The sequence below is a fragment of the Granulicatella sp. 572.rep1_STHE genome, assembly GCF_001073445.1.
In the GTDB taxonomy this organism is placed as follows: domain Bacteria; phylum Bacillota; class Bacilli; order Lactobacillales; family Aerococcaceae; genus Granulicatella; species Granulicatella adiacens.
Genome location: NZ_JVBO01000019.1, coordinates 69235 through 94641 on the forward strand (window position 1 = coordinate 69235; position 25407 = coordinate 94641).

Here is a 25407-nt window from a genome sequence, read left to right on the forward strand (position 1 = left end):
CACATATTTTAGTATGCTTTTTATTTTTGCCGTGGGGGTGGAAATAGAAAGGATATAATATGATAATTGAATATAAAACAAAAGACGGAGAAAAAAGATATAAGGTTAAAATTTACCTAGGTGTTGACTCTTTGACGGGAAAACAAAAAGAAACCACTAGAAGAGGCATAAAAACACGAAAAGAGGCTACACTAGTTGAGGCTAGATTAAAACTAGATTATGAGAATAATGCCTTTAAAAATAACAGCATAAAATATACTTTTAAACAGGTATATGAGTTGTTTTTAATCGAACATAGAAACGTTGTTAAGCCTGGTACTTATGCAACTAGTGTTAGATATGCTAAACTGCACATCTTACCTAAAATTGGAAATAAGAAAATAGATAGCTTTTCTGTAATAGACTGTCAAAGACTTGTTAACCAATGGGCAGAACACTTTAACAGTGCTAAATACCCTAAAGGTATTACTCAACAAGTGTTTGACTATGCTATAAAACTAAATTTAATAAGTGATAACCCTATGAAAAAGGTTAGACTTCCTAAAAAGAAGGCTCAAATGTTGGAAATAAACAAATTTTATACTACAGAAGAGTTAAAATTTTTCTTTGATTGTCTAGAAGACTATGGAAACTTAAAGTTTACTGCTTTTTTCCGTATACTTGCTTTTACTGGTATGCGAAAAGGTGAAGCCTTAGCCCTTGAATGGTCTGATATTGATTTTGATAACAAAATAATTCATATCACAAAAGGCGTTTCTTTAGATGAAAATGATACCCCTATTATCTCTACTCCTAAAACTAATAAATCTGTTAGATCCGTGAGTATTGATAATGAAACGGTATTAACTCTCAAAAAATGGAAACTTGAGCAAGCTCAAAAACTCATGAAAAAGGGCATCAACTCATTAAATAAACATCAGTTAGTATTTACTTATCGAAATAACAGGTTATACCGTCCATGTTATGTAAATGATTGGCTAGATATTATTATTAAAACGTACAATCTTAAAAAGATAACTATTCACGGTTTCCGTCATAGTCATTGCTCACTACTCTTTGAAATGGGTACCCCTATTCAAGTAGTTCAAGAAAGATTAGGACACACTAACATCAAAACTACTATGGATATTTATACTCATGTAACAGAAAAGCAAAGAGATGAAATAGCTGATAATTTTGCTAAATATGTCAATTTTTAAAACAAATCTGGGTCATTATCTGGGTCAGTTTTAAATTTTATAAAAAAATAAGCCCTAGAAACGTTATTAAAACAGCGTTTCTAGGGTATTACTATAAACTAACCTACGCTACCTTCCATCTCGTACGCAATTAAACGGTTTAGTTCAACAGCATATTCCATTGGAAGTTCTTTTGTAAATGGTTCAACGAATCCCATGACAATCATCTCTGTCGCTTCTGACTCGCTAATTCCACGGCTCATCAAGTAGAACAATTGCTCTTCAGAGATTTTTGAGACTTTGGCTTCGTGTTCAAGTGCCACTTTATCATTATGAATTTCGTTAAATGGAATCGTATCTGATTTCGACTTGTCATCCATAATAATCGTGTCACATTCAATATGTGAAATCGAATAGTCTGATTTTTTACTGAACGTTACTTGACCGCGATAGTTCACCGCTCCGCCATCTTTAGCAATCGATTTCGAAACGATTGAACTTGAAGTATGTGGCGCATTATGAATCATCTTCGCACCTGTATCTTGGTGTTGGCCTTCTCCAGCAAATGCGATGGATAACATCGTTCCTTTCGCGTATGGTCCTTCTAGGAAGACGGAAGGATATTTCATTGTTGTCTTCGCCCCAAGGTTTCCATCGATCCACTCAACCGTTCCGTGAGCAGCAGCTCTGGCACGTTTCGTTACCAAGTTATACACATTATCCGACCAATTTTGAATCGTTGTATAGCGGCAATATCCGCCTTCTTCAACGAAAATTTCAACGATCGCTGCATGTAAACTATTTGAAGAATATGTTGGTGCTGTACATCCTTCAACATAGTGTACGCTTGCTCCCTCGTCTACGATAATGAGCGTACGTTCGAATTGACCCATGTTTTGGTCGTTGATACGGAAGTACGTTTGAAGTGGCACATCACATTTCACACCTTTTGGTACATAGATAAACGTTCCGCCTGACCATACTGCTGAGTTTAAAGCAGCCAACTTATTATCCGTTGGTGGTACAAGTTTGGCGAAGTATTTTTCGAATAATTCTGGATATTCTTTCAAAGCAGAATCTGTATCTGTAAAAATAATTCCAAGTTTATCGAATTCTTCTTTCATATTATGGTAAACCACTTCAGACTCGAATTGTGCTGAAGCTCCTGCTAAATAAGCACGTTCTGCTTCAGGAATCCCGATTTTCTCGAAGGTATCTTTAATTTTTTCAGGAACATCATCCCATGAACGCGCTGGCTTATCGCTGGCACGTTTAAAATAAGTAATTGCATCAAAATCGATATCTGAAAGGTCCGCTCCCCAAGTTTGCATTGGCATGTTTTGGAACGTCTTTAATGATTTTAGTCGGAAATCAAGCATCCATTGTGGTTCGTTCTTCACCTTTGAAATCGTACGAACGACTTCTTCACTTAATCCCATTCCTGTTTCATAAACAGGTGTTACATCCTCATGAAAGCCATATTTATAATCGGCTAATTCAGGAACTCCACTCATTTTGTCACCACTTTCTTATGCTTTCTCATTTTCTACTGCACGTTCTAATGCTTTCCAGGCAAGAGTGGCACATTTGATACGCGCTGGGAATTTTTGAACACCGGCTAATAGTGCTGCATCCCCTAAAGGTTCTTCATCCACGGTTTCACCCTGCACTAGACTTGAGAAATCTTCTGCTAGAGCGACCGCTTCGTCAACTGTCTTTCCAATAATCGCATCACTCATCATGCTGGCACTAGCCATACTAATCGTACAGCCGTGTCCGTCAAAGTGAACATCGTCAATCACGCCATTATCATTTACGACAAGTTGCAACTGCAACACATCTCCACACGTCGGATTATTAAATTCAATCGTTGGAATGCTCGCATCATCCACCAATCCTTTATGGTGAGGATGAGAAGAATGATCCAAAATCACCTGACGATAAAGCTGATCTAATTTAGATAAGGCCATATTGGAAAAACTCCTTTACTTTTTCTAATGCTTCTAAAAACTTCTCAGCTTCTTGAAGCGTGTTATAAATATAAAGACTTGCACGACATGTTGCTGGTACATCCAGCCATCTCATTAAAGGTTGCGCGCAATGATGTCCTGCACGAACCGCAAAACCTTCCATATCAAGCGCCGTTGCGATGTCGTGTGGATGGAGGCCATCAATCGTAAAGCTAATGACTCCAGAATGTTGTGCTGGGTCACTTGGCCCGTAGACTGTCACACCTTCCATCTCTTGCATCTTTGGTAAGAGAAATGCGACAATTTCTTGTTCATGCTGATGGATATTGTCCATGCCGATTTCTTCTAAATAATCAATAGCAGCGGACAATCCAATCGCTCCTGCGATATTTGGCGTGCCTGCTTCGAATTTCCACGGCAATTCATTCCACGTACTCTCCTCATCGTACACGAAATCAATCATTTCGCCACCGAATTCTACAGGATTCATCTCTTGAAGAAGTGCTTCTTTTCCATATAAGATACCAATCCCTGTAGGTGCCAGCATTTTATGCCCGCTAAAGGCATAGAAGTCACAATCTAACGCTTGGACATCCACTCTTTGATGTGGCGCTGCTTGAGCACCATCCACAACGAGGATGCCTCCTACTGCATGAACCATTTCGGCTACACGTTTCACATCCGTTACTGTTCCTAGAACGTTTGAAGCGTGGTTAATCGATACGATTTTCGCCTTCTCGGTTAAAGATTTTCCTGCTGTTTCAAGGTCTAATTCACCCTCTTTGGTTAATGAAAAATAACGTAAGACGGCTCCTGTTTGTTTGGCTACTTGTTGCCAAGGCACCACATTCGAATGATGCTCAGCCGGGCTAATCCAAATTTCGTCCCCTTTTTGCAAGCGTCCTTGTGCGAATCCTTGTGCTATCCAGTTTAAGCTGGTTGTTGTTCCACGCGTAAAGAGCACTTCCTTTGTACTCCCAGCATGGATAAATTTCGTCACTTTAGCGCGAGCCGCTTCATATAAGTCTGTTGCTTCCTGTGCTAATGTATGCACCCCACGATGAATATTGGCATTGTGGATTGCATAGAATTTTTCCACGGCTTCTACGACTGGACGTGGCTTTTGTGTGGTGGCTGCATTGTCTAAATAGACAAGCACTTCATCGTTGACTTCACGCTTTAAAATCGGAAAGTCTTCTCGAATCGTTTTACTAATCATAGCTTGCAACCAACTTTTGTTCAATCATATCTACAAGTTCTTTTTGAAGAGTGCTTGAAGGAATTGAACGAATCACGGCTCCTAAGAATCCACGAATTACAAGGCGTTTTGCCTCTGCTTCAGAGATTCCACGGCTTGTTAAGTAGAATAATTGTTCATCATCTACTTGCCCCACGCTTGCTGCATGTCCAGCCGTTACTTCATTTTCATCAATTAATAGAATTGGGTTCGCATCTCCACGTCCGCCTTCTGAAAGCATGAGTACACGGCTTTCTTGTTGGGCATCTGCGAATTTCGCTCCTTTAATAATATGTCCAATTCCGTTAAAAGTTAAGGTTGATTTATCTAAAATAACACCATGTTGTAAGATATGCCCTACAGAATGTGGCGCATAGTTTGTCACACGAGTATCGATTCCTTGTACTTGGCGTCCTGTAGAAATACCGATAACGTTCACTTGTGAATGAGAACCATCTCCACGTAATTCAGAGTCGAAGTCTGCAATCACATTTCCATCATTCATAATGCCAAGCGCCCAGTTAATCGTTGCATCTTTTTCAAGGTATCCGCGGCGGTTCACATACGCATCTGTTGATTGACCTAAAGTATCCACAGCCGCAAATTGAACTTTCGCCCCTTGTTTGGCGATCACTTCTACAACAATGTTTGCTGTATTCTTTTTGTCTCCAACACTCTCAAAACGTTCCACATAAGAGACCGAGCTATTTTCATCCGCCACAATTAACACGTGTTTCACGAACGCTTCGTCCACTAAGTTGTTTTGAACGAAATGAGACTCAATAATCTCTTCCACGGCTACATTTTTAGGAATATAAATAAATACTCCTGAGTTGACCATCGCAGCGTGATAAGCCGTTAAGCTATCTTCATCGACTGGTACAGCTTTTGTCATATAGTACGGTTTTACAAGCTCTGGATATTGTTCCAAAGCGTCAAATAAATCCATCACCAGAACATCATTCATGGCTGTTTCAGCATTCATTTCTTCCCAGTAAGATACCGCACCTAATTGTACAATTTTGGCACTTCCAGCTGCTGTTGGAATCACTTTTGGGAGCTCCTCAATCATTGAAGTGCCTTCTCCAATTGAAGACTGAAATAAGTTCCAACGGTGGAATTTCACACGTTCAATAAATGGTAAGTCTAGCGTTTTAGCAAGTTCTAACCCTTTTAAACGTGTTTGTAGAAACCACTCTGGTTCATTCTTTGTAAGAGAGAATGCGGTGATTTCTTCTGGTGTTATGGTTAATTTTGTCTCTGCCACAATCTCACTCCTACTCTTGATGTTCAATCTTGATTCCTAATTCTTCACTGATTCCTTTGTATCCTTCAGCTTCTAGGCGACGAGCAAGAGACGCATCTCCTGTCATCACAACACGGCCATCCATCATAATATGTACTACATCAGGTTCAATGTAATTTAAAAGACGTTGGTAGTGCGTAATAATTAATGATCCAAAATTGTCACCACGCATCGCATTCACTCCACGTGACACAACTTTTAGGGCATCAATATCTAAGCCTGAGTCGATTTCATCTAAAATCGCAAAAGTTGGTTCAATCATTAGTAATTGAAGAATTTCATTACGTTTTTTCTCACCGCCTGAGAACCCCTCATTTAAGTAACGTTCTGCCATTTCCTCTGGCATATCTAATAGGGCCATTTTTTCATCAAGTTTCTTGATGAATTCACGAACTCCCATTTTGTCGCCTTCCTCACGACGTGCGTTGATTGCTGAACGCATGAATTCTGCATTTGTCACCCCAACGATTTCACTTGGATATTGCATCGCTAAGAATAGACCAGCACGAGCGCGTTCGTCTACTTCCATTTCTAAGACGTTTTCACCGTCTAATAGGATTTCCCCTTGCGTTACCTCATAACTTGGATGACCCATAATAGCTGCAGAAAGTGTTGATTTCCCAGTTCCATTCGGACCCATCACCGCATGAATTTCTCCAGTGTTAATCGTTAAATTAACGCCCTTTAAAATTTCTTTATCTTCAATCGATACATGTAGATTTTTAATCTCTAAAGTTGCCACGATTCATTCTCCTTTATAATCATTCTATTCTGTCTTATTTTATCCTAATTGAGAACGATTCGCAAATAGACGCTCTCTTTAAAAATGATACAAATACTTTTCAATTCAATGAAAATGAGTTATGATGGTACTAATTTTTGAAAGAAAGGCTGATGCACATGCAAACTTATCCACTTATTGGTATTGCAGGAAATCATCGCCAAGATAACACGGAAGAAGATCGCTACATTTTATCGTATGCGCCAAATGGTTTTGTCCGTGGTCTTGAAAAGGCAAATGCGATTCCTGTCATTATTCCCATCAGTACCCCAGAATTTGCAAAAGAATTCATTTCACGACTTGATGGACTTTTATTAGCGGGTGGACAAGACGTTTCTCCATTATTATATGGCGAAGAACCACATCTTAATTTGGCACGTACTTATCCTGCTCGTGATGCGTTTGAAATTGAGCTCATTAAAGAAGCTTATATACAACACAAACCAATTTTTGCAGTGTGTCGCGGCTTACAAATTCTGAACGTCGCACTTGGAGGAACACTCTACCAAGATATTGAATCACAATATGATAATATTTCTGTGAAACATAGACAAAAAACAATGCCGAGCCAACCAACTCATACGATCCAAATCGCAAGTGGTAGCGAACTTTCTCGCGTTCTTGGAACAACGACTCCTGTGAACTCTTATCATCACCAAGCGGTTAAACAATTAGCCTCAGATTTTGTTCCAGTTGCTTGGAGTACGGATGGGCTTATTGAAGCCTTTGAATCTAAATCGGAGGACCAAAGTGTGGTTGCTGTTCAATGGCATCCTGAACTATTAATTGAAGATAGTAATGTGATGCAAGGGTTATTTGATAATTTTGTGGAACGCGTTAATCGCTCAAAGCAAAATGAAAAATAAAAAACTACGAATTCTCACTCGTTGAGAACTCGTAGTTTTCTTTTTTTATCTTTATTTCACTTCACATTGTTCACATGGAAGGTCTTCATCTAATAAAGCATTGAATGCTGCTTCGTCTACTCCTGTTAGGCGTAGAATCCAGTTTTTCTCTTCTGCTAATTCATTTAAGAATTCTGGATTTTCTTCTAAATCGTCATGGAAAACAACGACTGTTCCGCTAAGTGGCGATAACAGTTCAGTCACTGCTTTAGCCGCTTCTACGCTAATAATGGAATCTTCTGTCGTTACTTCTTTATTTTTAAGCAATTCAACAAAGCTCACATCGCCAAGATCATCTTGCCCTTTAGGAGAAAGACCGATTATATATTCTTCTCCTTCTTTTTTAATCCAAAGTCCATTTTCACTATACTTTTTCATCTTATCTCTTCCATTTCTCTTCATACACTTCTTCTTTAAATCCAAATGTTGCTTCGCCATTATCCAATACAAGCGGACGTTTAATTAACATCCCATTACTTGAAAGGAGACTTGCTGCTTCTTCATCACTCATCGAAGGTAATTTATCTTTTAAGCCAAGAGAGCGGTAAAGCTCTCCACTCGTATTCGCCATTTTCTTCCACTCTAAGTTCTGAGTTTCTTTAATTTTCAAAAGTTCTTTGGCAGTTGGCGGATTCTCACGAATATCCTTTTGCTCGAACTTTACTCCATTTAATTCAAACCATTTTAAAGCTTTCTTACAAGTTGTACATGTTGGGTGAACATAAACAATCATTTTCCATCCTCCTGACGTAAACGTAACATGGTCGCATCTTGGTGTTTTGCTCCGAATGCATCTTCTTCATCATCAAATATGGTGCTCTTGAAGTGGTAACGCATCGACATAATAAGCCCTATCCCCATCATATTTCCAAGCAAGCTTGAACCCCCTTGAGAAATAAATGGTAATGGAATCCCTGTAAGTGGTAATAGCCCAATCGTCATTCCAATATTTTCAACAACGTGGAATAGAATCATCATAATAACGCCTGTTGCGATATAAGTATAAAATTCATTTTTCGTATCAAAACAAACGCGAATCATTTGATAAATCAAAATAAAGTAAATCGCGATTAAGAATGTTCCTCCTAAGAATCCGAAGTTCTCTCCGATTGTCGCAAAAATCAGGTCAGATTCTCGAACGGGAACATAAACATCAGAGACTCCAAATCCTTTACCAAACATTCGACCAGAACCAATTGCTTTCAAACTTTGGAACAATTGAAAACCATTTCCACCTTGATCACGATATGGATCCAACCACGAATCGATACGAGCAAATTGATAATTTTTAAATCCGATATTTAATAGTAGTTGACGGTTATAAACAACTAAATAGATTAAAAGGGCTCCAATTAAAATCACTGTAATGATAATTGGAAGGAGAATCTTCCAACTAATCCCTGACATAATCATAACTCCACCCAAAATCATTAAGAAAACTAAGGTTGTTCCTAAGTCATTTTGCAAGATGACTAGGATCAATGCTGGAGCTGCCCATAACACTAATTTAACGAATAATTGCCAGTCGGTTCTTCTCGTTTTATATTTTGTCTTCATATTATGAGAAGTGGCAACTTTTGCTAAGATTAAAATATAAAAAATCTTCACGACCTCTGAAGGCTGGAATGAGAAAGTACCGAATCTGAACCAACTCTTCGCCCCCGTATCTGCAAATGTGGCTCTATCATAAAGGAAGAGAACGGCTAATAGCATGAGTAAGCCTAAAATATAACCCCAAGTGGTCAGTTTCCATAGTTGCTCCGAATCAAATTGCATAATGACAATAATTGCAATGACTCCAACTACATACCACACAACCTGCATAAGTACCATTCTTAACGAACCATTTCCACTAATTAAATATGTCGTAGAAAATAGTGTAGCAATACTAATAAACGCCAATAACAATACTGGAAGAATGACACCATAATCGATTCGTGAATCTTTATCATTGTACATTAAGTTCTTTTTTTTCATCAGTTACTCCTTCAGTTTCTTTTTTAGGGTGTCTAAATCGATAAATAATGACATTCAGAACTCCGCCTAAAATCATTACATTAGCTATAAAATACAGCCAAATCATAAATACAATCAATGTCCCAAATGCACCATTCGCTGTTAAATTGCGCCCGGCGTAGTGGATATAGATCGAAAATAGTTGCGAAATTAATACAAATCCAATGGTTGCAAAGAATCCTCCAGGTAAAGCATAAAGGAACGACCATTTCACATTTGGAATTGCAAAATACATAAAGCTCAGTAATAAAAATACCGTTATGAAAAGCATTCCCCATTTAATAAATGAAAAATCTAAAATAATGGTTGATAAATTTAACGAGAAAAACTCTCCTATAAGACGTAAAAATTGCTCTCCAAAGATAAACAATACAGAAACTGCAAAAATCATTAAAATTGCAGCCATCGCAATTACAATCGCAAAAAATCTTTCAAAAATAAAATTCCTTCGAACAGGAGCACCATATAAAACATTCAATGCTCTTTGCAAACTACTAAACATTTGAGAAGCTGGCCAAAATAAAATTAAAAGACCCACTGAAAGGGCTCCTCCATTAAAATTGCCAAGGTAATTCCTTAAAATCGGAATCAACACTTCATTAATATCCGCAGGAAAAATAGTTCTCATCGTTTTAAAAATAACATCAACAGGGATTGGTAAAAGTGGGATGATATTGGCAATCAACATAATAATCGGAATAATGGATAGCAAAATATAATATGTTAATGCTGCAGATTCTACACCAATATTCACGTGCATTAAATTCTCTTGAATAATACTCCAAAGCCTGTTTCCAAACTTTTTCAATCTCTGCACAACCGTCCTCCCCTTTTCTTGTAGTGAATTCCACACTTCTTTTATTGTATCTCAATTATTGTATCATAAATACAGCTTTTTTTCTTCTAGGAAGAAACGGTCTAACCAGCTTTGAAAAGGTTCCATGTGGAGTTCTTCTATCACTTTTTAAAAAAATCTTTTTTAAAGTGAAAATGCCCAAAATTCACTTATAAGTGAATTTTGAGCATCGAGGAAAAGTGTATCAAAAAAGAGGATGCAAGCATCCTCTTTCTAAAGTGTATTATTTACCTTCCGCTAATACGCGTTCTTGTTCAACAGCAGCTTGTCCTAAGATATTTAAGTAGTTCCATGGACGGTCGAATACTGGTTGGAAGAAGAAGTCTACGTAAGCTAAGTCTTCGATTGTCATTTTGTTTTGGATTGCTAATGACAATGTGTTTGCAGAAGCTGTACAGTCGTATTTAGACATTACTTGTCCACCTACGATACGGTTTGTACCTACTTCGTAAACTAATTTCATGTAGATTTTTTCGTATGTTGGCATGAATTCTGGACGGTGGTTATCTACCACGTATACAGAACGTACATCTAATCCAAAGTGAGGTGCGCTACCTACGTTAACCCCAGTTGAACCAATGTTCCATCCGAATAAGTGTAATCCAGATGTTGATTGAGTTCCACGGTATTTCACTTTGTGACCGTTGATGTTTTTACCTACTAATGAACCCATACGTACAGCGTTAGTTGCTAATGGAATGTAAGCATGTCCACCGTTTGGATTGTAGTTAACAGCACAGCTATCTCCTGCAGCATATACATCTTTAACAGATGTTTCCATGTAGTCGTTAACGATGATAGCACCGTTAGGCATAGTTTCTAATTGGTCTTTTACTAAGTCGTTGTTTGGACGGAAACCAACACATAAGATAACCATGTCAGCTTCGTATTCGCCACCTGAAGTGACAACTTTGTTAACAACGCCGTTTTCGCCTTCGAATGATTTAACCATTTCGTTTAAGCGAACGTTAACACCGCGTTCGCGTAAGTCTTCTTCTAAGATATCCGTGAATTCTGGGTCTAAGTATTTGTTTAAGATACGGTCTAACCCGTCTACTAATGTTACTTCTTTACCTTCTAAAGCAAATGCTTCTACTAATTCGATACCGATGTATCCACCACCGACAACAACAACTTTCTTCTTGTCAGTTTTCTTAGCAAAGATTTCTTTTGCTTGGTTGTAGTTTTTACATAATTGAACGTTTTCTAATTCACGTCCTGGAATTGGAGGAAGAATTGGCCATGATCCAGTTGTAAGTACTAATTTATCAAATGAATCAGTCTTTTCTTCGCCTGTTTTTAAGTCTTTTACTGTTAATGTTTTACCAACAGTGTCGATGCTTGTTACATCGTGTTCCATACGAACTGTAGCTCCTAATGAAGCTAATTCTTCTGGACTAGAATAGAATAGTCCTTGAGGGTCCTTAACAACTCCTCCTACGTATAAAGCAATCCCACAAGATAAGAATGAAACATTATCATTTCTTTCGTATACAACGACTTCTGTTCCTGGATTGTCATTTAAAATTGTTTTGACTGCAGCAGTACCCGCGTGAGTACATCCAACTACTACAACTTTCATCAAATTTCCTCCTATAAACACTTTTGTTTATTATTGTTCTAGATAAGAATAATTATTATCTATACTCTTATATCCTACACATTCGGTACATAAAAAGCAAACGATATCATTCGCTTTAAACAGTAATTTTTCTTTATTTTTCAATATTTTTTAAGTGTTCATAGAAGATGGTCATTTTTCTTAATTTTAATTCTAAATGAGAACAGTTATCGATATTTCATCATAAATAACTCTACTCCGCATTACTACGGAATAGAGCTTTGTATTTATTATTCGTCCGAATTTAGCTCTTCAAAGCGTTGTTTCATCGTCGGATTGTTCTTCACGAGCTTCTTCACGGTTAGGTCTTCCGCTTTATTATTGGCTAAACGCAAATTATTTTCAGAAGAAAGCAAGGCGGCTTTTGTTTTTTCTAGACTCTTAATCGTCTTGTCGATTTCATCAATGGCCGTTTGGAATTTCTTACTTGCGAGTTCATAATTACGCGCAAACCCTTTTTTAAACGTCTCTAGGTCTTCTTCAAAATGGGTAATATCAATATGTTGGTCACGCATCAAAGCTAATTCTTGTTTATATTGCAATGAATTTAGCGCCGCATTACGAAGCAAGGTGATAATTGGAATAAAGAACTGCGGACGCACCACATACATTTTCGGATATTGATAGGATACATCTACAATACCCGTGTTATAGATTTCATTATCCGCTTCAAGAAGACTCACCAAAATCGCATATTCACATTGCTTTTCATGACGGTCCTTATCCAACTCTTTAAAGAAGTGTTCGTTTTTCTTCTTCGTTGCTGTCTCGTCATTTTCGTTCTTCATTTCAAACATGATCGATAAAATTTCAATTCCATTTTCATCATATTCGCGGTAGATGTAATCCCCCTTACTTCCCGTTTTGGCATCGTTGTCCTTGCCAAATTCCGCGCGCGGGAACGCCGTCATACGAAGACGATTAAACTCTATTTCGCAATGTTGTTCGAGGCTCTCTCCCACCATCTTTGTTGATTGTTTGGCCTTAAAATCTTTATAGAACGCAATGGCTTCGTCTTTTGCCTTCAACTCTAATTCGAATTGGTCTTTCTTCGAACGTAATTCCAATTCGTATTTTTCTTTTAAGGCCGTTTGTTGCACTTCTTGTTCTTTTTGTTGCAACTCTTTTTCTTGTTTCAATTCAAGAATCGTACGTTCTTTTGCGTGTAAATCTTCTTGGAATTTTTGAGACAATTCTACTTCTTTAAATTGGAGTTGTTGCTTTAATTGGTCCAATTCTGCTTGAAGTGCATTGAATTCTTTCTCTTTTTGATGGAGTGCTTCTTGCACATTCTTTTCTTCTTTAACGTCTGCATTTTTCAATGCTAATTCGAGTGAAAGAATCTTCTGTTCAAAGTTGGCACGTTCCTCATCATAAAGACGCTTTTCTTGCTCTTTTGCGAGTGCCTTTTCCGTCTCAAATTGTTTCTTCGCAAATTCCAACTGCTTATGAACATCTTCTGCAAATTCCTTATTGCGCACTTGGCTCACAATATCTGCATACGAATTCTCATCAATCGTAAATACCGTTTGGCAATGTGGACATTTAATTTCGTTCATCGAACCCCTCCTTTTTATTTCTATTTCATTCTATCACAATATCGAATTTGAGCACAGACCCAAAATAGTTCATTACCATATATGGTAATAAACTATTTTTTGCATGCAAAAACTCTCCGCGAATCACTTTCACGGAGAGTCTCACTTTACATTTATTATCCAATAAATGCTTTAATTTGTTCCACACTTTGTGATGAATCACAAACTACACGCACTTCGCAATTACGAGCGACTAATAAACCAGGTACTGTTGGCATATTGTATTTAGAACGGAATGCTGCTAAAGCTTCATTTGTTCTGTCTTCTGAGTTAATAAAGTACATTTCTTTTCCTAAAGCTTCACGCGCTTCGTTCATCTTTGGAGCAAAACGACGGCAATATGGGCAAGTTGGGCGTCCTACAAAAAGAACGACTTCCTTTCCTTCACCGATTAACGCTTCTACTTTCTCAGCAGTTGTTTCCACAAATTGGCTTACATCTTTTGCAAATTGTTCCATTAAAAATCCCTCCATTCATTTTTCTCCATTATGACAATGAAAAAAGAGTAGTGCAACAAATGTGCCTACTCTTTCTTATCTTTTGGATTGATTTCTTTATATTTTTTACGAATGTATAATAGACGACAAATAAACGCCCCTAACATCCCGATGGCAATCCCACCAATCATATTATCGATTAGAATTCCAATGCCAAATCCGATAGCAATCCCAATCAACATGATGAGATTCAACACGGACATTTCTCTAATTCTATCTTTTGGATCTTGCTCTTTCATACGCTTCCTCCATTATTGAATTTCAATATGACACATCTTCATTGCTGCTAAAGCATTCTCATGACTTTCTGGTGTAACTCCAGCACAAGCGCTAGAAATAACGTTAACAGGTGTATTTTGAAAATGCGCTTTAGCAAGCATTGCATTACTAATTACACAAATATCTGTACAAATCCCAATAAGTGTGATGCTTTCTACCTCAGGAACTTCCTTTTCAATGATTCCCATTAATTTTTCAGAACCAAATGTAGATTTTTCAATTCCTGTTGCGCCTTTTAATAATAATGCTTTTTCAATTTTTGGATGAATTTTCCATCCTTCGCTTCCTTTAATACAGTGAACGACCGGTAAATGACGGCCTTCCTCAGTATCTAGATAGTCTTCTCCATGAGTATCCTGAGTATAAAATACTTTCCCATCAAATGAGTTAATGGTTTCAACCGCGGTATCAATCATCGAAACGGCTTCTTTTGAACCCAATACTCCATCTACAAAATCATTTTGCATATCTACAACAATTAAAACTTTCATACATTTTCCTCCTAATGAAAAAATAGTTTTCGGAATGAGAAATAATAAAAACCAAGAATCATATATCCCACACTAATCAGTATAATCGTCGCATCCGAATAGAGTTTGAAAAATTGGAAAGAAATAGTCCCACCAATTCCAAAAAACAGCATACTTGTAAAATAGAAAAGTACCTTCCAACGTTCCTTCTTCTGACCACGAATTAAACGACCTATCACAACCCCGATATCCGTTAAATATCCAGTGAAATGTGAGGTTCGCACAATCATTCCATGATAATAAATAAACATTCCATTTTGTGTTCCCACGACAAATGAGAAATAATAGAGCCAGCGTTCATCTCTAAGCCCTATCAAAAATAATCCTAACATAATGATGCCGAATGTTAACAGTAAAAGGCCGTATCTTTTTGTAGGTTCAAATTTTTTCTTAGAAAATAAAACCCCCGACAGTACACCGCCTCCGCCAAAGCAAAGTATCATTCCTAGAAGGCGGATTACCACGCTCCATTCCCCCTCATTTAACGCTAAAACAAATTGCGTAATATTCCCGGTAAAATGGGTAGCTGGTATTAAAAACAGTAACAAGGTCAATACATTAACCATTCCCGATAACATACTTAATAAAGCAATCCAAATATCAAAATAAAATCTCTCTTGTTTATCCATGTATCCTACTTTCTATACATCCAAACTACCCCAATCACTAACCAGAAAACAATATTCACTAGAAAAGTAATTAAAAAATAGTTTTTCCTCTTTTTATGATTAAAAATGAATAACCCAAGTAGGCCCCCAAAACCTCCACCGAAAATTCCAAGCAACAATAAAGTTCTCTCTGGAATTCTCCATTTTTTTAAAATTGCACAACATTTATCAATTCCCATCAAAATGAATAATAAACTATTGATTCCAACAAAATAAATAAAAAGGACTGTCTGCAATGATTCTTTAGGAAACTCCACTGATTAGAGATACCTTTCTTCTAAGGTGCTCACTTCAAAAATGAACGCACCTTCCTCAGTAATCAAACAAGGAATCCCCACCATCCCTTGCTCTTTCCTTGGGATAAACACTTCTTCAAGGTCTCGTAATCTGAGAAATTCTTTTAAGTTTTTCATACTAGAGGTGATATCCACTTCTCTAGCAGAAATTCCAAGTTTTGCCATCGCTTCTTTGAAGGGAGCTGTATCTGGGCATAAGCTACTATAATATAAAGTTTTTTCGTTCATGAAATCTCTCCTTTATTGATGTGTTAATCGTTGCTGTAAGGCTTGGCGCGCTAATTGATCTGCGCCACGATTATCACTTTCTGGTATCCATTTAATAAATACTTGAAGAAACTGTTTTAACTGACGTTGTATTTCCTGAAGGACAATTCTATTATCCTCTCTTTTAGTATAATTTTTTAAAATTGCGTCTGCAGCTACTTTAGAATCCGTATGTATAAAAATTAACTCTTCTTGGTGCTGCTGGGCATCTAATAATTCCAATGCTTTAGAAATCGCAGTAAACTCGGCAAGGTGATTATCCATTTTCTTTTCGATAGGAAATTTAAAAGGAAATTGCTCCCCATCTTTTACCAGTAGAATTCCTAACCCCACTTCACCGGGATTTCCATTGACGGCTGCATCCGTATATACTTTAATCATGATTTACAAGTGTCTCCACATGGGTCGCTTGAACTCCATGTGTTCCTTTTGAAATTTCAAAAGTCACTTTTTGGCCTTCTTTTAACGATTTGAAACCTTCTGCCACAATTCCTGTGAAATGAACAAAGATATCTTCATCCGTCTTTGTATTGCGAATAAAACCATATCCTTTTTCGTTATTGAACCATTTTACAATTCCGACTTCCATATGGATTCCTCCTTTAATGATATATCTCTATTATACTGGATACGATAATTTTTAACAGTTATGAAGTGTTTGGTGAGCTTTTATAAAAATCTTATCTCCTTCATACAAGCTTAATAGTAAATCATCCCTTTGTAATTGTGTCTCTACCCATTCCCCAGCATCTTTAAAATGTTCTTCAGCAAAAGGAGCTACACGTAAAAAATCCGAATGAAGTTTTTGAAGTAACAATTCCTTCATATCTTCGCTTAACTGGGCTTGTTTAGAAATTAGAGACTCAATTTCAATGAATATGCGATTTTCATAAACCGATGTAGTATTCTCCTTAGAAATTTCCACTCTATTATTAGAAAAAGCATCATAAAAATTTATTCTTTTAGAAGGACCTTCTTTTAACCAATATTCCACTAAAAATCCTTTCCAAAATAATTGTGTGTTGGCACTTGAAAGAAAAGACTCCACTACAGACCATTTTAAAGGAGTCTGCATCTGGGTTAACGTTCTTACAATATAGGAATTCTGTTCCTCGGATAAAACCTCATCCTTCTTAAGCTTCTCACTTAACTGTTGCAGTTTTACTACTTCACTTTGGGTAAATTCACTTTTTTCTTTTTCACATAACAACGTTAATTCTAAAATACGTTCCATTCCTAAAACCGATATCAGTTCTTCTTTTTGCATCCACTCTTCCACTTGATGGAATTGATGGTTATGAATCGCAACTTTTATCTTCCACTCCCACTGATTCGCTTTGGTGTCAAACTCAAGTGCTGCTTCTTCTACATAGTAAGTTAAATCGTCCCACCGTTTCCCTTTTTCTAGCAATTGTAAAAAAGGGACTAAGTCGGCTTGATAGTCTTTTGTGCTAATCTTATGTTCAAATTCTTCGATTGCACATTCTAACTTCTCTTCAAAATCATCGGATTGAAGATCATTTGTGATTGTATATTTTTCAGTCATCGATTTCCTCCACAGTCATTTCATTTATATTATACTTTAAAGGACCCAAATTAGAAAGTTCATCAAAATAAAAAGGCCCTAAGGTAGCTCATCCTACCTTGGACCTTCCTCTATTTTTCAATCGGTAAAAATTCCACAATATCCTTAAAATTAACAACCGTTCTAGCTTCACAAATATCCTTCATGCATTGGTTAGAGGAATTCCAATCGATGACAACAACAGCACTATTGGCTAGTAGTTTCCAAATAATCCCAATCATCTCTTGCTCTCTAAAAGTAAATCGAATCCGATTGCCAACTTCTGGTCTTATCGATTCCTTGATTTGTGTAATAATCTGAACTCCTTCTTCATACGGAACACCTAACAAATGGGCAATTCTTGATTTGCTTGTTCCTTTTCTGAGTTCGGTTTCTACTGTACTCTTGATTTCTTTCGTGACACGTTTTACCATTGCTCCCGCCTCTTTCCATGTCTCGCCAATTTCCAACACCTTCTTTATCCATTGTATCACAAAGTATCCCCTTTGTATGTAAAAACGGCTTAATTTCTGAATTATCATTCTTTCTACTCTTTTTTATTAATGAATCCGAAATGAAAAATGGTTATTATGTAGAAATTTTTGGGATATTTTGCTCAAAAATGAACATCTATTTGTAAAACGTATACATTTACACTATACTTAAAGTGTAATGAATGGAGGGATTTTATGTTAGAACAAGCGATAACTATTTTAAAGTATGAATATCATATTGCTCCTGGGAGTTATTTCCATGTAGAAACCCCATGGGTAAAAGATATCAGTGAAATAAAAACTGTGATTATAGATCAAGATAATGTCTTTACAAAGATGTTGAGTATTTATCCAAATAACTTCGTCATGTTTTTAGAGCAATTCCCTGATTATAGTATTTATAGAACGAATTTCCCATTAGAACTCATTCCTGAAAGTGACACTTACCGCGTTTGTTTTGAACAAGCGTGATTCAAAGTGCAAAAAAGCAGAACTCGGACAATCTTATTTCTCTGCGTCCTTGTTCTGCTTTTTCATTTATTCTTCTATTGGTGCAAGCAATCGTAATCCATTTAAGAGTACTAAAATCGTACTTCCTTCATGTAAGACAACTCCCCAACCGATGTTCGTTAATCCAAAAAAGTTAAGGACTAAGAGCATCACAACGACTGACATCGCAAAAATCATATTTTCTAAAATGACACGGTGTAATTTCTTACTAATCTTATGAGCGGAAACGAGCTTTTGTAAGTCGTTTCGCATAATCACGATATCACTTGTTTCAATCGCAATATCTGTCCCATTTCCCATCGCAATACCGACGTCTGCTGTCGCAAGAGCTGGCGCATCATTCACGCCATCCCCCACCATCGCTGTTAATCCATAGCGTTCTTTTTGAGACTGAATCTTTTCTAATTTTTCTTCAGGCAATACATTGGCAACAACTTCTTGTACTCCAAGCTTCATCCCAATCATTTCAGCCGTTTCTCTTGAATCCCCTGTGATCATTGTTGTATGCACCTGTTGACTCTTGAAGTAATCGAGCACCGCTTTTGACGCTTCGTTTGGAAGGTCCATGAACGCCATCAAACCAACAATTCTATTGTTTTTTACAACCGTTACAACTGTCTTGCCTTCGCTTGCCCATTCTTTCATACGAGACGCAACTTCATTAGAGCGGTCAACTGTATCCATCGATTTAATAATATGAATTTCTTCGTTTCGAACGACACTTCGAACACCTTGTCCGACAAGTACTTCCACTTCAATTTCTTCTTCAAGCACTGTCCAGTCGCTGAATTTTTGAACGACTGCTTGCGCCAGTGGATGCGTCGATTGTTTTTCCATCGCAACCACTGCTGGAATCATTGTTTCATCTTCAAACCAGTAATCTGTCAACTCTGGAGTTCCTTTTGTCAAAGTACCTGTTTTATCAAATGAAATCACGCGTAGGTCTTGTAATTGAGAGATGGCTGCTCCACCTTTTGCTAAAATTCCCATTTTAGATAAACGAGACATCGCTGCTAAAGTTGCTGGAACGGCACTTGCTGCTAAGGCACATGGAGATACCCCGATAAGGTAAACCATTCCACGGTAAAGTGTTGTATTTAAATCCCATCCCATTAAGAAATATCCAAATAATAGGAAGATTGGCCAAAGGATTAAAACGGCATTTACATAAATTGGTTCGATTTTTTGAATAAAGGTCGCTTGCTTGTTCATTGAACCTTGAGCATTTTCCACAACCTTCATAATTTTCGCAAAGACCGTATCCGTACTTTCTGCAGTTACTCGCATTTCGATACGGCTTGATAAGTTCACTGTACTCGCGAACACTTCATCTCCCTCGCCTTTTGAACGAGGCATGCTTTCACCTGTAATGGTCGCTTCGTCAATCGATGTTAATCCTTTTGTGATGACTCCATCGATTGGCACTTGATCGCCATGCAATACTTCTAATGTATCCCCAACTTTTAAGCTAGCCACGTCAACGACAACCACTTCTCCATTTTCTTGGATGAGACGTGCTTGCGTTGGATTCATTTGTAATAACGCTGTTAGCGACTTACGGCTTTTCTCTTCAACATATTCTTCAAGGAAGTGTGCTCCCGCAAAAATTAAAATCAGTAGAGCTCCTTCTTCCGCATTTCCAATTAACACTGCGCCAACTGCCGCAAGTGTCATTAAAATATGCACATTCGGTTGGAATTTTCCTTTCTTTTTGGTTTTTTCAATAGTATCTTCAACACCTTCCATCGTTACATGGTAACCTGAAAGGATGACAGTTAGAATGAATAGAATATTCGCAATCCCGTTCCCCATATATTTAAGAACCATCCCGATAATGTAAAGGACTAGTCCTGCAATATAAAAGATAACTGCTTTACTATCATCGTGGTTGTGACCTTGACGATGTCCATGTTCATGATGGTGCTCATGCTCGTGATCGTGGTCGTGATCTTCATGATGCAAGTAATGATCTTGGCATGTTTCTCCTTCATGAGTTTCTTCTTTATTCAAAAGGTGTTCAAATTTATGTTTTAGGTTATGTGTTAGCTCTTTGAAATCCATGATATCTCTCCTTACTATTTCTTGTTAATCACATAATACATGAATGAACATTCATGTGTCAAGAGATATCTTGAAATTATTCTAAATTATTTTTAGATAAAAAAAGAGACTGGCCGAAGCCAATCTCTTTTGGTGTTTCTATTAACGACGACGTTCTTGGATACGTGCTGCTTTACCACGTAGGTTACGGATGGGGTATATGACATTCAAGAAAATTCAAGAAGTGTTCTTTTGTTGTCATTATAGCGTTTTTAAAGGCTTCACAAGTTGAATGAAGAACAACTAATGACGACCCAAGCGATTTTTTCGCCCCCTATTCGCCCCCTAAAGCTTCCCTAATTATTCAATTCTCTTAATCTTGAACGATTCCAATTGCTCCCTAAATCGTTCCATCAATTCAAACAGTGTCATCTTCTCTGTGTCTTCACTCTTGAGATTCTCTAGCTTTTCATAGTGTGAAAGTATGATTTGCGATCCGTCGAAGTCAGACCCAACATCAGGCTCGTTCACATACCAATAGTCCGTGATGAGACGTGCTCCAATTTCAATCATATATTCATATATTGCGAACACTTCAATCTCGGGACCGTATTCTTCAATATCTTCCACTATTTCCATCATTAGATTGAGTTGCTCATTTAAGAATTTCTTGTGGTTCATCGTGTCCATATAAACTCCTCCTTATTAGTTCTTATTATATGTATTTTGGACAAAAAAATAAAGCCCACCCCGAAAGGTAGGCTTGTTTTATTATTCTTCGAAGTGGATTGCACCACTTTCATCTACGTAAATCGCAGCACGGTCAAGCATCTCTCCATTCGAATTGAAATAGTAATATTTACCATCAATCTTTCTCGCCTCTTTTGAGACCATATCACCGTTTGATTCCGTGCAATAGTACCACTTGTCGAAATATTGAATCCATCCTGTTTGCATTTCTCCAACATTGTTGAAATAGTACCACTTGCCATTGATATTTTGCCATCCAAGAGCCATGTAGCCACCCGGCTTCAACCAATACCAGAAGCCTTCGTCATCCTTGAACCAAGTATTCTCAAGAGTGTATCCATCCTTGTTGAATCTGAACCAGTTCCCATCAATCTTTTTCCACGTATTGAATGGATATGTACCATCTGGATTCTTGAAGTACCATCCAGTTGAATCTTGAATCCATCCTTCTTTCACTACTTTCTTGCTAGTATCCGTTCCATAAGGAAAACGAATGTATCCAACGATGCCATCATAAGTACGTGTGTTGAATCGAGCAGGACCACCAACTTCAAGATAGTTCCAGTTTCCATCGATGTTTTGCTCGATTGTCTTGAGCGTGTATCCGTCTGAATCTTCAATAATAAGACCTGTATGCCCATAATCGATACCATCTGCTGCCACGAAATGTTTTACAAAGATATCCCCAGCTTTCGCAACCACTCCCGGACCTTCGTAAATCACTTCAAAGCCTTGAGCTTTCGCAGAATCTAGTAAATTGATAGCATTGCCAGCCAACCACTTCCCAAAGTAGTGATATGAGATGTAATTCGGCAAATCGGCACATTGAGTCCCGTACACACCATCAGCATCCACGCCTTGAGCCAGTTTCGCAAGCGAAACAATAAAATCAACGACTTCTCTAACTGTTACCATATTCATTCCTCCTTAAATAAAAAGAGGACTCGCAATGAGCCCTCTATGATCAGTATTCTTAACCTTCAATTTTCTTTAATTCGTTGAATCCATTTACAACCGATTCAATAAGCACCTTCTTGGATTCGTCATCCAATTTGATTCCAGCTTTTTCTAATTCTTTTGTTAAATTATCGTAAGCTGCTTGGAATTTGTCTTGACTCGCACCATGGACATCCTTGAAGATTTGTTCTACAGCGTTCACGACCGTGTGAGTGATTGATTTAGCCAATTCATAGTTTTTAGCATCAGTTTTGGCTTTCAATTCGTTTGCCTTTGTTTGGATGAATCCTTTCAACCCAGTAAACGCTAAACCAACTAAGACGACTAACACGCTCACGATTCCATTGATGATTGTTGCTTGTAATTGTTCCATAATTATTCAACCTCTTTCTTTTCATTTTCGATTTCAATTTCGATTATTTTTTGGAATTTCTTCTCTTGATTTTTTCGCATTTGGTTGATGTACGGTCTCAACGCTTCTGGGAATGGTAAGCCCAACGCTTCCCAGTTCTCCATCAACGATCCGACATAACTCATAATGAAGAATAGACATGTAGTTATTCCTATCTCTCTATGATTGAGAGCTCTAGCATATAGGGCAACTATCATGACTACTGATATGACAAGAAAATGTCTGAGTAGTCCATTCGTACTCGTTTTACTATCAAATTTTTTCAATTTAAAGGCTTTGATATAGCCCGAAATGATGTCAAAACATACAATCCAAAATAAAATTTGAATATACGGACTTTTGAATAACGAGTGTAAATGTTCTACGAGTAACTTAACTTCTAAATCTGCCATCATCTCTCCATTACCTCGATTGCGATGGCTAGAGTGTTGATTTCTTGTTGCTTAGTGCTTACGCTTCTACTCTTCACTTCGATGGCATCTTGAATGTTTTGAGCTTGTTGCTCTAATTTTGATTTCTCGACAGATTTGTCATAAATCTCTTGTCGAACTTCCTCAACTTCTCGTTCTAGTTGAGTCTTGCGAATCTTTGTTTGTTCTAAATTCATATTTATTCCTCCTAATCAATCTTGAATGATATTCCGTCTAAGCATAACCAATTGTTTCTTACGTTTTGACTTGTATACACAGTTCCATGAGTGTTGATTCCGCCATAAAATGGAGTCCCGCTTCCTGCGATTCCGACGAAATATACTGTCATGCTTGGTTTGTATCCATCCGGGAGATAGAAGAGAGTTCCTGCGCTTCCATCTCCGCCTTGACAACTTCCTCGAATCAATACAGTTCCATCAACTTGTTTCGTGTATTGAACATTTCTTTCACCCTGATATGGTTTCCATCCACGTTGAAGAGTTGCCGTTTTCCATTCGCTTACGCTCCCGCTAGGAGTGAATATAACCCATGGCTGCCATCCTGTTATTGGAGTCTTACGCCTCATGTAAATTACATTCGCATCGTATGGCGTATATGTTTGCATCACGTAATTCTCATCAGTAGGATGTGTATTCACTTGGATATATCCATATAGTTGAGAGCCCGTCAAATTTGAAGGGAGGTCGCTCATCCCATGAGAGTAGAACAATCCTGTTTTCATCAAATTGTTTGCTGAACCTGTCATCTTGATGGATTTCCCATTGATTTGAGTAAGCCTTCCGACTTGAACAAGCTCATTGTGTGAGTAGATGTCACCCTTCGCATCGATTGTCCCTCGTTCCCATACCTTCCCAAATCCAGTCCCTTTCGGAGTTCGACATTGAACTAACTCTTCAGGTCCCACGATCGGAGCGGTGAATGTGAAGCTTGCATAAGCATCCGAGATTGTTCCTTCTACAATCCAAGCCTTATCAGCTGAGAACGTTCCAAACAAGTCCGCATTTGAGTTCGTGACCGAGTTGATAACTCGTGAATCAATCCCACCACCAGCGTTCTCGGTGAAGTAGCCATCGTAAGCGGGCTTCACTTTGAATTTCAATCTCATTGGGTTCTTTTGCACACCATCAATAATGAGTGGTGCGATTTTAGCTGTTCTTCGAACTACGATTGTTTGTTGGTCTCCACCACCTCGCACAGCTTCAAATGTAAGCATAGGAGCGAAGTATTGAAGCACCTTGATTGGAACTGTCACTATGTTGGATTTGAGTCCTCGACTATCAATCACATATGCTTGGACCTGAAAATCACCGTAATTCTTGAAGAACTGGAATGTCGCACCGTTTGAGGTGATTGACATCTTTTGGTCTACGACTTCAGCATAGAAATTCTTGATTGTGGATCCGTAAGTTCCTTCCATTCCTTGGAATTGGCAAACCATTTCCGAGAACGTTTGAACAAACGTATTCTTGCCCACAATGTCTTTTGTTGCTTTTGCCTTATCCGTTAACTCAATGGTTTGGAGTTTAGGTTGCGTATTGGCTGGTAGTCCTATATACCAACCATTGCTATACTCATCACGTCCAATTTGACTCTCACCATCGAAAGTACGAACACAAATATCAAATGTGCTTGAAACCACATTTACATTAAGCCTTGCGTTTTCAGGCGAAGGCGTGAACTTAACACTCGTCCCGATATTCTTCCCGAGGTCAATCCAATCAGAACCCCATACCTTATACCAAACTTGATGAGTGAAGTTGTCGACCTTACGCTCAATGTTGATTGTAAGTTCTTCACCAAGAGCACGTTTTCCTTCGACCGAAGCAATAGTGGACATCCTTGGAATCTTCTCGAACGTTTCTGTGAAGCTAGTATACAAATCACCAACATACCAACCGTCGTATGTGATTCCGCTAGTTGAACCCGACCAAATAGTAATTGTTCGTGTCGCTTGTCCATCATCATCGTGATAGACTCTAAATTTTAGCCTTCCAAGATACTTTTCAGAGCCAGCAATAAATAAGTCTCTAACCTTCACGTACTGAGTATCACCAGCGAATTGAACGCCTAAGTAAGCTCCATACGTGGGGTCGAATTCGATACGATAGCCACCCGAATCATTCCCAATCCATAAGTCGATAGCGACATCAGAATAGTTTTCGGGATTGTTTTGTGAAAGCAAAATCACTTCATATTTTGTGTAAACATGCCAGTTCCCGTTGAAATATTTAATTCCCATCGTCT

The 25407-nt window shown here is 37.9% G+C and carries 31 protein-coding genes; 3 read left to right on the top strand and 28 right to left on the bottom strand.

Translation table 11 applies throughout. The features are described 5' to 3' along the window. Window positions 1–59: 59 nt before the first annotated feature. The gene (locus ADH99_RS04230) at window positions 60–1199 is read left to right on the top strand and encodes a site-specific integrase (RefSeq protein ID WP_049555182.1); all 1140 of its coding nucleotides are present in this window, start codon (window positions 60–62) and stop codon (window positions 1197–1199) included. Window positions 1200–1297: 98 nt separating this feature from the next. Here ADH99_RS04230 and sufB read toward each other — a convergent pair whose 3' ends face one another. Genes sufB through sufC form a run of 5 tightly spaced genes read right to left on the bottom strand, consistent with a single transcriptional unit; the run spans window position 1298 to window position 6433 of the window. After that, on the bottom strand, window positions 1298–2692 hold the full coding sequence (gene sufB / locus ADH99_RS04235; protein WP_049555183.1) for a Fe-S cluster assembly protein SufB: 1395 nt from the start codon (window positions 2690–2692) through the stop codon (window positions 1298–1300). A gap of 15 nt (window positions 2693–2707) precedes the next feature. After that, window positions 2708–3148: a Fe-S cluster assembly sulfur transfer protein SufU gene (sufU, locus tag ADH99_RS04240; RefSeq protein ID WP_049555184.1), complete on the bottom strand. Its 441-nt coding sequence runs from the start codon at window positions 3146–3148 to the stop codon at window positions 2708–2710. Then, the gene (locus ADH99_RS04245; protein ID WP_049555185.1) at window positions 3135–4367 is read right to left on the bottom strand and encodes a cysteine desulfurase; all 1233 of its coding nucleotides are present in this window, start codon (window positions 4365–4367) and stop codon (window positions 3135–3137) included. The genes sufU and ADH99_RS04245 overlap by 14 nt, the downstream gene beginning before the upstream one ends. Beyond that, window positions 4360–5652 carry a Fe-S cluster assembly protein SufD gene (gene sufD / locus ADH99_RS04250; protein WP_039849086.1) on the bottom strand — a complete coding sequence of 431 codons (1293 nt, stop codon included), beginning with the start codon at window positions 5650–5652 and terminating at the stop codon, window positions 4360–4362. Before sufD ends, ADH99_RS04245 begins: the two co-directional genes overlap by 8 nt. A gap of 10 nt (window positions 5653–5662) precedes the next feature. Beyond that, window positions 5663–6433, bottom strand: coding sequence for a Fe-S cluster assembly ATPase SufC (gene sufC, locus ADH99_RS04255; protein WP_005606700.1), 771 nt, complete (start codon window positions 6431–6433; stop codon window positions 5663–5665). 158 nt (window positions 6434–6591) lie between these two features. Between sufC and ADH99_RS04260 the strand changes: the two genes are divergently transcribed. Continuing rightward, a complete protein-coding gene (locus tag ADH99_RS04260; RefSeq protein WP_049555186.1) occupies window positions 6592–7338 on the top strand; it encodes a gamma-glutamyl-gamma-aminobutyrate hydrolase family protein in 747 nt (248 codons plus the stop codon). Window positions 7339–7389: 51 nt separating this feature from the next. On the opposite strand, the gene ADH99_RS04265 is transcribed toward ADH99_RS04260, so the two are convergent. The 16 genes from ADH99_RS04265 to ADH99_RS04340 form a co-directional block, all read right to left on the bottom strand. Beyond that, entirely contained in the window at window positions 7390–7755 is a 366-nt protein-coding gene (locus ADH99_RS04265; protein ID WP_039849088.1) for a glycine cleavage system protein H, read from the bottom strand. 1 nt (window position 7756) lies between these two features. Next, on the bottom strand, window positions 7757–8110 hold the full coding sequence (locus tag ADH99_RS04270) for an arsenate reductase family protein (protein WP_005606703.1): 354 nt from the start codon (window positions 8108–8110) through the stop codon (window positions 7757–7759). Then, complete coding sequence (locus ADH99_RS04275; RefSeq protein ID WP_005606705.1) at window positions 8107–9354, bottom strand: FtsW/RodA/SpoVE family cell cycle protein; 1248 nt, start codon at window positions 9352–9354, stop codon at window positions 8107–8109. Before ADH99_RS04275 ends, ADH99_RS04270 begins: the two co-directional genes overlap by 4 nt. Further along, entirely contained in the window at window positions 9326–10210 is an 885-nt protein-coding gene (locus ADH99_RS04280) for a YihY/virulence factor BrkB family protein (protein WP_049555187.1), read from the bottom strand. Before ADH99_RS04280 ends, ADH99_RS04275 begins: the two co-directional genes overlap by 29 nt. Before the next feature lie 262 nt (window positions 10211–10472). Beyond that, window positions 10473–11831 (bottom strand): FAD-dependent oxidoreductase, encoded by a 1359-nt coding sequence (locus ADH99_RS04285; RefSeq protein ID WP_005606708.1) that lies wholly within the window; start codon window positions 11829–11831, stop codon window positions 10473–10475. 269 nt (window positions 11832–12100) lie between these two features. Then, complete coding sequence (locus ADH99_RS04290; RefSeq protein WP_049555188.1) at window positions 12101–13429, bottom strand: DUF2130 domain-containing protein; 1329 nt, start codon at window positions 13427–13429, stop codon at window positions 12101–12103. 155 nt (window positions 13430–13584) lie between these two features. Then, entirely contained in the window at window positions 13585–13926 is a 342-nt protein-coding gene (locus tag ADH99_RS04295) for a thioredoxin domain-containing protein (protein ID WP_065427315.1), read from the bottom strand. 65 nt (window positions 13927–13991) lie between these two features. Continuing rightward, a complete protein-coding gene (locus tag ADH99_RS04300) occupies window positions 13992–14204 on the bottom strand; it encodes a hypothetical protein (RefSeq protein WP_005606713.1) in 213 nt (70 codons plus the stop codon). A gap of 12 nt (window positions 14205–14216) precedes the next feature. Next, window positions 14217–14735: a cysteine hydrolase family protein gene (locus tag ADH99_RS04305; RefSeq protein ID WP_049555190.1), complete on the bottom strand. Its 519-nt coding sequence runs from the start codon at window positions 14733–14735 to the stop codon at window positions 14217–14219. A gap of 11 nt (window positions 14736–14746) precedes the next feature. Next, on the bottom strand, window positions 14747–15403 hold the full coding sequence (locus tag ADH99_RS04310; protein WP_049555191.1) for a YoaK family protein: 657 nt from the start codon (window positions 15401–15403) through the stop codon (window positions 14747–14749). Window positions 15404–15408: 5 nt separating this feature from the next. Next, entirely contained in the window at window positions 15409–15699 is a 291-nt protein-coding gene (locus ADH99_RS04315) for a DUF1294 domain-containing protein (RefSeq protein WP_049555192.1), read from the bottom strand. Between the two features lie 3 nt (window positions 15700–15702). After that, window positions 15703–15966, bottom strand: coding sequence for a hypothetical protein (locus tag ADH99_RS04320; RefSeq protein WP_005606719.1), 264 nt, complete (start codon window positions 15964–15966; stop codon window positions 15703–15705). Between the two features lie 12 nt (window positions 15967–15978). Beyond that, window positions 15979–16386: a ribonuclease HI family protein gene (locus ADH99_RS04325; RefSeq protein ID WP_005606720.1), complete on the bottom strand. Its 408-nt coding sequence runs from the start codon at window positions 16384–16386 to the stop codon at window positions 15979–15981. Then, window positions 16379–16594 (bottom strand): cold-shock protein, encoded by a 216-nt coding sequence (locus ADH99_RS04330; RefSeq protein WP_005606721.1) that lies wholly within the window; start codon window positions 16592–16594, stop codon window positions 16379–16381. Before ADH99_RS04330 ends, ADH99_RS04325 begins: the two co-directional genes overlap by 8 nt. Before the next feature lie 51 nt (window positions 16595–16645). Next, a complete protein-coding gene (locus ADH99_RS04335) occupies window positions 16646–17551 on the bottom strand; it encodes a hypothetical protein (RefSeq protein ID WP_005606723.1) in 906 nt (301 codons plus the stop codon). Window positions 17552–17661: 110 nt separating this feature from the next. Further along, a complete protein-coding gene (locus ADH99_RS04340) occupies window positions 17662–18063 on the bottom strand; it encodes a DUF2187 domain-containing protein (RefSeq protein ID WP_308609700.1) in 402 nt (133 codons plus the stop codon). A gap of 195 nt (window positions 18064–18258) precedes the next feature. Between ADH99_RS04340 and ADH99_RS04345 the strand changes: the two genes are divergently transcribed. Further along, on the top strand, window positions 18259–18534 hold the full coding sequence (locus tag ADH99_RS04345) for a hypothetical protein (protein WP_005606727.1): 276 nt from the start codon (window positions 18259–18261) through the stop codon (window positions 18532–18534). A gap of 66 nt (window positions 18535–18600) precedes the next feature. On the opposite strand, the gene ADH99_RS04350 is transcribed toward ADH99_RS04345, so the two are convergent. The 7 genes from ADH99_RS04350 to ADH99_RS04385 form a co-directional block, all read right to left on the bottom strand. Next, on the bottom strand, window positions 18601–20634 hold the full coding sequence (locus tag ADH99_RS04350; RefSeq protein ID WP_082160265.1) for a heavy metal translocating P-type ATPase: 2034 nt from the start codon (window positions 20632–20634) through the stop codon (window positions 18601–18603). Window positions 20635–20973: 339 nt separating this feature from the next. Beyond that, complete coding sequence (locus tag ADH99_RS04355; protein WP_049555193.1) at window positions 20974–21303, bottom strand: hypothetical protein; 330 nt, start codon at window positions 21301–21303, stop codon at window positions 20974–20976. Window positions 21304–21384: 81 nt separating this feature from the next. Beyond that, window positions 21385–22278, bottom strand: coding sequence for a CHAP domain-containing protein (locus tag ADH99_RS10115; protein WP_053091354.1), 894 nt, complete (start codon window positions 22276–22278; stop codon window positions 21385–21387). Between the two features lie 58 nt (window positions 22279–22336). Then, the gene (locus ADH99_RS04370; RefSeq protein WP_049555194.1) at window positions 22337–22693 is read right to left on the bottom strand and encodes a phage holin, LLH family; all 357 of its coding nucleotides are present in this window, start codon (window positions 22691–22693) and stop codon (window positions 22337–22339) included. A 2-nt stretch (window positions 22694–22695) separates the two neighbouring features. Next, entirely contained in the window at window positions 22696–23124 is a 429-nt protein-coding gene (locus ADH99_RS04375) for a phage holin family protein (RefSeq protein WP_244266376.1), read from the bottom strand. Next, window positions 23124–23339: a hypothetical protein gene (locus tag ADH99_RS04380; RefSeq protein ID WP_049555196.1), complete on the bottom strand. Its 216-nt coding sequence runs from the start codon at window positions 23337–23339 to the stop codon at window positions 23124–23126. The genes ADH99_RS04375 and ADH99_RS04380 overlap by 1 nt, the downstream gene beginning before the upstream one ends. 11 nt (window positions 23340–23350) lie before the next feature. Then, on the bottom strand, window positions 23351–25402 hold the full coding sequence (locus tag ADH99_RS04385; protein ID WP_049555197.1) for a DUF859 family phage minor structural protein: 2052 nt from the start codon (window positions 25400–25402) through the stop codon (window positions 23351–23353). Window positions 25403–25407 lie beyond the last annotated feature (5 nt).